Origin of the sequence: Halorhodospira sp. 9621 (assembly GCF_022228055.1) — a bacterium.
Taxonomy (GTDB): Bacteria; Pseudomonadota; Gammaproteobacteria; order Nitrococcales; family Halorhodospiraceae; genus Halorhodospira; species Halorhodospira halophila_A.
This window is the reverse complement of sequence record NZ_JAJNRD010000052.1, coordinates 1-8,475: the sequence shown is the minus strand read 5'-3', so window position 1 is coordinate 8,475 and position 8,475 is coordinate 1. Positions and strand designations below refer to the sequence as shown.

Annotated in this window: 6 protein-coding genes and 2 pseudogenes; 6 read left to right on the top strand and 2 right to left on the bottom strand. The window is 53.9% G+C overall.

Annotated features, from left to right (window positions below; genetic code table 11):
- The 4 genes and pseudogenes from LRF89_RS12690 to LRF89_RS12675 all read left to right on the top strand — a co-directional run.
- Positions 1 to 214 (top strand): annotated as a pseudogene (locus tag LRF89_RS12690) (ankyrin repeat domain-containing protein); the annotation flags it as partial.
- A 950-nt stretch (positions 215 to 1,164) separates the two neighbouring features.
- Complete coding sequence (locus tag LRF89_RS12685) at positions 1,165 to 1,323, top strand: hypothetical protein (protein ID WP_238637291.1); 159 nt, start codon at positions 1,165 to 1,167, stop codon at positions 1,321 to 1,323.
- Between the two features lie 496 nt (positions 1,324 to 1,819).
- Positions 1,820 to 3,076 (top strand): tyrosine-type recombinase/integrase, encoded by a 1,257-nt coding sequence (locus LRF89_RS12680; protein ID WP_338018528.1) that lies wholly within the window; start codon positions 1,820 to 1,822, stop codon positions 3,074 to 3,076.
- Positions 3,077 to 3,269: 193 nt separating this feature from the next.
- Positions 3,270 to 4,020, top strand: a pseudogene (locus LRF89_RS12675) (DDE-type integrase/transposase/recombinase); the annotation flags it as partial.
- A gap of 7 nt (positions 4,021 to 4,027) precedes the next feature.
- Here LRF89_RS12675 and LRF89_RS12670 read toward each other — a convergent pair.
- Positions 4,028 to 5,134, bottom strand: coding sequence for a ParB/RepB/Spo0J family partition protein (locus tag LRF89_RS12670; protein WP_238637289.1), 1,107 nt, complete (start codon positions 5,132 to 5,134; stop codon positions 4,028 to 4,030).
- Positions 5,135 to 6,087: 953 nt separating this feature from the next.
- On the opposite strand from LRF89_RS12670, the gene LRF89_RS12665 reads away from it, so the two are divergent.
- Both LRF89_RS12665 and LRF89_RS12660 read left to right on the top strand, forming a co-directional pair.
- Positions 6,088 to 6,762, top strand: a complete 675-nt coding sequence (locus LRF89_RS12665) for a hypothetical protein (protein ID WP_238637288.1) — start codon at positions 6,088 to 6,090, stop codon at positions 6,760 to 6,762.
- Between the two features lie 27 nt (positions 6,763 to 6,789).
- Positions 6,790 to 7,443, top strand: coding sequence for a RusA family crossover junction endodeoxyribonuclease (locus tag LRF89_RS12660; protein ID WP_238637287.1), 654 nt, complete (start codon positions 6,790 to 6,792; stop codon positions 7,441 to 7,443).
- 338 nt (positions 7,444 to 7,781) lie between these two features.
- Here the strand turns inward: LRF89_RS12660 and LRF89_RS12655 are convergent, their stop codons facing one another.
- The gene (locus LRF89_RS12655; protein ID WP_238637286.1) at positions 7,782 to 8,165 is read right to left on the bottom strand and encodes a hypothetical protein; all 384 of its coding nucleotides are present in this window, start codon (positions 8,163 to 8,165) and stop codon (positions 7,782 to 7,784) included.
- Positions 8,166 to 8,475: the final 310 nt, after the last annotated feature.

The window sequence follows — 8,475 nt, the reverse complement described above, 5'->3', positions numbered from 1 at the left end:
GCGAGACGAGTACGGCGGAACCGCCCTCATGCACACCGCCGCGTTTGGCGAGCCAACCATGGTTGAGTCCCTGCTCGACCACGGCGCGGACGCCAGCCTAGAAGTCCAAGAGGGGGAATTTACGGGTAGCACAGCAGCGGACTTGGCCGAGGAGAACAACCCGGCCGTACGTAACTCCAACGTCTACTGGCGCCTCCGCCGCGAGGAGCGCTAAGAGTAGATCCGCTGCTTTACGTAACCACCGTTCACTGCCGCGTGATTATGTCACGATCAGGGAGGGGGCTTGGACATCTAACTTGCCCCCAAATCACTTCCCGGCTCGCTTTTGCTCACCGGTTAAGCGGACCGAATGGGGTTAGCTTAAACCGGTGACCCGTGGTAGCTGCCGCCCGGGAGATCGACGTCCAGGCACACGGGGCCGCGCACTCCTGGTCGGAGAGCACTGTCCCATAACCCGCCTTATGTGACGATCTCCAAGGGACGCCCGCAGATGTACCGGGCGGAGAGAAGCCCCGGCGAAGGAGTGGCCAGCGGATAGAAAAGCCACCCCATCAGTGCGTTAGGCTGGGTTTCAACAGGCGTATCCACACCTTCTGTGGAAAGGGCTCCGAGGCGGCTCTTACATGCTGCCCTCCTTTTGTGACTATGTCACACTATGACGAGATCACAAGCAGACGGGAGAGGATCATGGCCGGGGATGAGGATGAGAAACGGGCGAACGCCCGGGAGCGTCAGCGCCGAAGTCGTGAGAGGCGTAAGCGTTATGGAGGGCGCGAAGGCGAGGGAGAGCAACCGCTCAGCGCCTGGATCAACCTCAGCTCATACTCTGCGCTGAGGCGGCTCGCGGCGCACCACAACATGACGCAACGCCAGGTCCTCGAGCACCTGATCGACCGGGAGGACCAGGCCGTCACAGATGATCTGGAGCCCGATACCCCGGAGTGGCAGCGTTACTTCGGCGAGCAAGCGTGATGAACGTGTCCCCCTCATGTGTCCGCACTCTGACTTTCAGAGTAATCATGAACAAGTTCCCGCCACTTGTCAGCCTGCCTTTTCATAAGGCCACGCCAGCCGGCGTGAATACGAATTTACAACAAGGGAAACCCAGCCTATGACGTTGATCTCGCATTCCCAGACGAACCTGATGCCATAACCGAAAGAAGCGTGCGCGAGAAATTCCCGATGGGTATTATCGAAACCGGAGACAGCATGGACGTGCTTGCGATTTTTTCCCTTGGATCAGCGCCGAACCAGGCGGTCGAGATTCATTTTTCCGGTCCCGCCGGCCAGCGCGACAGCAAGATCGCTTACCCCACCCTTTGAAGATCGCTGTTCAGCGCACGCTACTGCTACTCCCTACGCTACAGGCCTACCCTCGCTATAAGCGTCATGATCCTCTCCTAGGCTTCTGAACTAATCTCAGCGTGTTAAGCGTAAATTTGAAGCAAATTACCGATCCCCAAAATATCGGTCATCTCACCACCACGAGGCACCGAATCTAATAACAAACATGTTGAGATTTTTGTGTACGTCATTGTGACGTTACAGAACTTTTTTGCTCTAACTTTATCCTTTTTGCTCAGCATCTTATGGCTACACACATCCTTCCTGGCGGGGGGAAAGGGTTATAATGCATCCTTGCGTGATGGCAGCGCTGCCAGCTTTTGAGCGATCAACTGAGCATTGGCAGCATGCGTAACACAACACATTTTCATAGCTTCTCATGGAAGATCATAACCGTTAATAGCTGATTTTTGTAGCATTTCCTTTGGCAGGGTACTGTTGACGTCACTTAGACGTTACGAAGACATCAAAGGACATGAGCATGCCTCGACAGACGTTGAATAAGCTGACAGACCGAGTCGTCCGGAGCCTTACGATAAAAGAGACCCCATACAAAGTCGCAGACGGCGCTGGACTTTCAATCTCAGTTCGCCCGACAGGAAAATTTTGGGTTTTCCAGTACCGGCACCAAGGAAAGCGATCTACTGTTAATATTGGCAGGTACCCAGAGATCAAACTATCACATGCCAGAGAAATCCGGGATCAATTGCGATCGATGTCTCGTCACAACGAGGACCCTCAGAACTACAAGAAAGGTTCGAATGGCGATCTTCTTTTCTCTCATTGCACTGAAGAATTCTATTCCATCTATGCAAAGGACAAGTCCGATGCCACCCTCTATAACACGAGGCGTTATCTTGACGATGGCCTACTCCCTAAAATCGGCGATATGCCGATGCATAAGATCACCGCAAAAGACCTGTCATCAGCTGTTTTGCATATTAATTCAGAACAGGGGGCGAGTTTCGCCAAAAGGGTCGCACAGTTTATGGCGAGGATTGGGGCTTATTCCGAAAGCCAAGGGTACGTGAATCATAACCCAGCGGCAAGCATAATGACATTTACAAGAGACAGCCTTCCGAAGGTCGCGATCAAAAGCCAGCCTGCAATAACAAATCCTCGAGAGTTAGGCGATCTTCTTCGTTTCATTGATACCGTCCAAGGAAAAACAGGATTCGTTCTCCGGATGCTAAGCATGCTTTTCACTCGCCCCGGAGAAATGGCATCGATGAGGTGGGACACGATAGATCTTGAAGAGATGGAGTGGCATTATGTTTCCAGCAAAGACCCTGAAATACAGGTTGTTACAAAAATGCCACGGCAGGCGGTTGAGATCATTGATTATCAAAAAAATAAAAAACGAGAAGGGGATATATATGTGTTCCCGGCTCAGAAACCAGGACATCATCTGCATAAAACGTCGATAAGTGAGCCATTGAGAAACAATGGATTCAAAGGGAGAGCAGTGCCCCACGGGTTCCGTGCCACAGCACGGACCATTCTCGTAGAGAGGCTACGGTGGCCGGTAGAGCTGGTTGAGATGCAACTCGGACACAGTGTAAAGGATTATAATGGGAGGGCCTATAACCGGACACATTATATTGAAGATCGCGCAGATATGCTGCAACAATGGGCTGACTACCTAGAAAGAATAAAGGCAGGAGAAGATCCAAAACAAGTGGAAAAAGAGATTCGTAACGAGGGGCATCAAAAAGGATATCGTCAAAAATAATAGCTGTTGCGACTTGCGTGATCATGTACCGCCAAGAAGTTATGGTCTCTTTTAGGCCCGTTTGGCGTTACAGGAACTGGGCGAAAGTCTGAAGGCGGCAAGACGAAAGTCGGTAATATGAGCGGAGCGACCATCCACAAGCAAGCGCGCACGAAGCCGCAGCTGCGCGAAGAGATCCGCAACTCGACGCTCTCGGAGCCTGCTGCTTTCTACCGATGACCTACTGGTGGTCGTGGGTGAGTTCATCAAGCCGGACATGGTCCGCTCGGCGTTGCAGCGGCTGCTGGTCCGTCATGGGGTCTCGCAACTCAAGGAGCTGATCCCGCGCCCGGAGGGCGAGTCGCGTCCTACGAAGACGTTCAAGGACTACCGCCCGGGTTACGTGTAGGTCGACATCAAGTACCTGCCGGAGATGGCCGATGAGCAGAGGCGCACGTACCTGTTCGTGGCCATCGACCGGGCCAGCCGCTGGGTCTACCTTGAGCGCCACCGCGAGAAGTCGCGCAAGGCGGCTGTGCGCTTTCTCAAGCGCCTCCAGGAGAAGGCCCCGTTCCGGATGGATCCATACGTGGCTCACGGACAACGACCTGGCGTTCACGGACCGCTTTACCCAGAAGACCCGACGTCCCTCGGGGCGACATGCCTTTGACCAGCTGTGCGCCCGCCATGACATCGAGCACCGGCTCACGCCGCCCCGCCGCCCGCAGAGGAACGGGCTGGTCGAGCGCTTCAACGGCCGCATCAGCGAGATCCTGCACACGACCCACTTCGATTCGGGAGCCGATTTGGGCACGATGCTCTGGCGCTACCAGCGGCTCTACAATCACCACATTCCCCAGCGTACGCTCGGGTATGTCATTCCTCTACGAAAACTCAAGCAGTGGTATCAGGAGCGCCCCGATTTATTCCGTAAGCAGGTATATGACAAGTCAGGTCTTGACATCCTTACAGTTAGCTGTTTTCGCCTCGATCTCTTTCGCGGAGAATTCGCCTTATTTCTTCCTCGATACGCTCGCTGCTCCTCTTCGCTATCTTCTTGGGAATCTCTAGGACCATTGCTCCATCGCAGAGCATCTTCTGCCTGTATGCAACTTCCCCGTTCACATGGAAAACTTGAAAATCGTTTTCCATAGTGCCTCGCTCTATAGCTTTAATGAGCCAGCTGACTCTATATTGGGCCATTTTTTCGGTTTTCGCTTCGCCAACTTCCTCCAGTAGCTGATGCACTTCTTCCTTGAAGTGCTCCTCGTGCTCAACATAGAAATGCAGGAGCCTTCGGTATTCCGCTTTGCTCAGATAGCTGGGGTCACCAACCAAATCGAAAAATTTTTTAGGCAGCGACAAGATCCGGTGTCTCTCGCGGAATGTCGATATTGAGTGCCCCGTATAACTCGCGAAATCACGAAGACTACGAAAAGCGCCCTGGTCCATTGCATACTGCCACTGCCGAGCCTGTTCATAAGCACTGAGGCTTGTCCTTTGTTCGTTTCCTACTACCTGCTCAACAATGGCAGTTTTTGCGTCGAGGTCGGAATCCACTAGCGCGCGGATTCTAATACACTGTGATCGACAGGCTCGCAGCCGCCGCTCACCTACGACTAAGACATGCTCTACATCCTGGCCGCGTGAAGCCCGATCGGTTTGCTCACCCTCCTGACGGGGGCGAACCTTGATTGGCTGGTGGTTTACACCAGACATTGCGATACTCTCAACGAGAGCCTGGTAGGCCTCATCCTTGAGCGAAGCAGGAGTGCGATTCGGCACCTCGCTAATACCAATCATCCAGGGATCGAGGAGAACTACTGGTACTGCCTCACCACTTTCGTACTGCCGCACGCGCTTCCGAAGTTCTTGAATTTCCTCGAACTGTTCTCTCAGTTGGTCGCGTATAGACCTTTGGTGATACCCCAATATTTGGCGGTCGGCTGCAGGCTCCTCTTGTCCGGAGGCGTGATCACTTTGCTCCTGTTGGGCCTGCTCTCTCACCTCTTTGATGAGGTCCTCGGTCTCTGGATCGAGCTTTTGGTTTTTCGTCGGCTTTTGTTTCTTGCCTGCCATGGTCACTCGCCCTGTTTTGGATGACGGGCTTCAACCTAAGCGCACAAAACCAGTTTCGCAAGTGCGATGATGACACTTGGTAAGCCAGCGAGGGATGGAATAACAGAAGGCTCTTGATTAATCGGTGGTTCTGTGGTAGCTAGGGAATAAAAATAACGCCTTGGTTCATTTGTAATTCTGAGAGAGTGGCTCGAGAAGGTGCGGGCTGAGTGAAGGAAAATAAAAGAAAAACAACAAGTTATACGGGTGAACAAATGTACGGACGATAAATATTTTTGCGCTAAAAATGATGTTATGGCGGTATCGGGCGAAGACGATTAGGGAGAGCCGCAGTGAAAAATATATTATCAAAAAATTATGGTTTCAACAGTAAGAGAATGTCGCAACCGGTGGCGTTGAAGTTGTATTTCAACAGTTTATCTTTCAACGTTACGGTCAGAGGTGGACAATAAAGTAATGTTGGCTCGTCATGTGGTGAGTTTTGCAAAAAGCATGTGATGCGTGAGGCCGCGCAACGATTTAATATCCTTATGGTAAAGGGGAAGGGCATAGGGGTGCACAAGATGTGAGAGGGGCTGTAAATCCGGTGGGAGGCTCTGGGATTTGAGCATGCCTGGGTTGGCTTGGGCGCGCCGGCGGTGAGGTCCGCTTGGATGCCATGGTGCTTGGGTACAAGATGGAAGGCGTGGGCCTGGGGTGCTGCGCGATCGGGCCGAGGGGCCGAGCCTTGTGCGGTCCTCGACCCCGGGGCAAGGCCTCCCGGTCGAGCAGGCCCGGCGCCACGTTGCCAAGGTCAGTGCCGGCTGGGACGGCCCGCGCCTGGAGACGGTGCAGAGCGTGCGCGACCTGCCGGCCGTCCCTGGAAGCTCGCCAAGTACATCACCATCGGCTACCTGGCGAACCTGCTAGCCTTTGAGCTTGAGCCCGGCGACGAGGACGAGGAACGGCGCACGATGCGCCCCGAGGTCCAAGGCATGACCCGGGCCTCGATCCCGTTCACGGACATCGGCTGGAACCGCATGGTGCGGTTGCCGTGGCGCGACCAGTACGACAACCCCATGTACCTCGACATCATGCGTTGGGTGCCGGCCGGCGATGTCTTCGACACCCAGCAGGGCGTCACCGGCGTCCCGGCGTGGTTGCAGATGGGCGGCCCGCTACAAATCGGCTTCGAGCTATACCTGAACAAGCAGAACTTCACCGGGCAGGAAATCTACGATCCGCTCGCCTCGGACTGGCAAGATCGGCTCAATGCGCGCATGGGCTACTTGTGGCGTGCCTACGTGCCAAGTGGGGCGTACATCCCAGGCTCCTGGCACAATGCCTCGCTCATGTCCGCGCTCCGCGGCGAGCGGGATCTCCTCGACCGCCCGGCGAGTATCCCTCAGTCGCTCGCCTCCGGAGTCGGCATCAAGGCGCGGGGACACGATGTGGACCTCGGCTATTGGTTCCGCAGCATGGAGATCGATCAGCGCCGGCGCGCGCTTCACGCCGAACGCCGAGCCCTGGAACGTGACTACCAGCGGAACGCCATCACCGACGGAGCTTACTATCGGAGCAAGGTGCGTATTGAGGGTAAGCTTGAGCGGCTTGCTACGCGGGCTCACGAAGTGCACGCTACCGATTGATTACGCGCCTATTACTAAATGACTCCTATGTTTCATAGATTCGACTATTCAAATTTTGCGTGGGGTGGCGTCAGTTTCACAGTCCAAGCAACCGCGGTATCCAGCCAAGGGAAAAAATGCAAAAAGGAGGTTCTTAAAAAATCTATCCAGAGCGTAACAAAGGAATCGCCTTACATTATAACCGGTCCTTGTTTAGTCCACATTGAATATTTATGCCCGGAAATAAGGAGAGCAAAAAACCCTGGCGCCTACGATGTAGACAACATAATAAAACCGATTATGGACAGCCTCTGTGGCATGGATGGTCTGCTGCTGGATGACGTGATAGTTCATGCGGTAACTGTCAACTGGATAGACCATGAGGGCGGAGATTTTATTAATGTGAGGGTAGAGGAGCCAGATTTGTTTTTCATAAGAAAAAAGGATTTGGTTCTGATTATGTCACAGTCAGGCTGGTGCTTCCCTTGCGCACGGGATCTATTAAAATCACCGCGGGCTATTGAGGCTATAGGAGAGCATTTCAAGGCTTGGGATTCTATTGAGAGCGATTTAGATTTTCAGAGAATAATAGGCTCTCTTCCTAAGCAAGATTTTGTTTACCGCGGGAAGATCAAAGGAAAAGGTTATGAGGTGCGATACTTAGAGGAAATTACTTCAACCACAACACCAGGCAGGTCTTAAACATCTATACCTGATTATATCTACGCCGCTTCCCGTGTAACCCCAGACGAAGCGAGTTGCGATGTTGGTCTCGCGTTCGCCGTCGCGTAGTTCGACCTCAACCAGAGCGTCGGGTGGTAGCCCCCTCGGCGGTCGGTGTTGATGACCAGTCCAATCGTTTTGGATCCATCGTGGGGTGTGGCCCCCTGGGTTCGGTAAATACGTATGTGCCATATCGAGCTTTTTTGACTCTCATCACTCGTGGTCCGACACATCTGCGGGTAACTTTTCCTCCGCTGTGTTCGGCGAGTCCGGTTGGCGCAGCAAGGTTCGCACAATTGGGACGGGGTGTGCGTAATCTAGAAGTCCGCAAAGATGCCGTAAATCCTTTTTAGATGCCATACGGCCCATCCTTGTCTTCTCTTCTCACAAAGATTATCAGTTTGCCATCCAGCATCAGCCGGCGGGAGCTCTTGGCGCATGTAAATCCATTCAACCAGCGGCACGGCGAACTGGTTACTTACTTGGTGCTTTCCTGAAAGACGAACATGCGCCTCGTTAATGGGTACCTCCATATCCCTCATCACACCAGCAGCGATCACCAGCTCCCCTTGGGCTTCGCAGGTGCCGGCCGAGTTTACGGGTGGTTTTGGATCGTCGGGTAGGGCCTGATCTGAACAAGATGCCAGCAGGAGGGGCGTTAGCACCGATAAAGTCAGAAATGCGAGGTGGCCAATCCGCATGCTACCTCCTGTTCTTTTGTCAGGTTAGGACGTAACGATAACGCAGGATGTACACCTCGCTCCCCGCATGGCTCCAAACGAAGCGGGTGCCAATATCCATCTCGCGCTCACTGTCGGGGAGTTCGACCTCCAGCAGAGCGTCAGGTGGCAACCCCCTCGGCGGTCGGTGTTGCTGACCAGTCCAATCGTTTTTGATCCACCGGGGAGCGTGGCCGCCCGGGTTAGGCATAGACCTATGTGGCATGTCGAGCGTGATTGACTCCCATCAAGGCAAGTGAAAGGCCGGGCTGCTCGGCTACCCAGGGGCGAG

Excerpts from the sequence above, each read along its gene's own strand:
- LRF89_RS12680 (WP_338018528.1), top strand. The coding sequence starts at position 1,820 with ATGAGCATGCCTCGACAGACGTTGAATAAGCTGACAGACCGAGTCGTC.
- LRF89_RS12670 (WP_238637289.1), bottom strand. The coding sequence starts at position 5,134 with ATGGCAGGCAAGAAACAAAAGCCGACGAAAAACCAAAAGCTCGATCCA.
- LRF89_RS12665 (WP_238637288.1), top strand. The coding sequence starts at position 6,088 with ATGCGCCCCGAGGTCCAAGGCATGACCCGGGCCTCGATCCCGTTCACG.
- LRF89_RS12660 (WP_238637287.1), top strand. The coding sequence starts at position 6,790 with ATGTTTCATAGATTCGACTATTCAAATTTTGCGTGGGGTGGCGTCAGT.
- LRF89_RS12655 (WP_238637286.1), bottom strand. The coding sequence starts at position 8,165 with ATGCGGATTGGCCACCTCGCATTTCTGACTTTATCGGTGCTAACGCCC.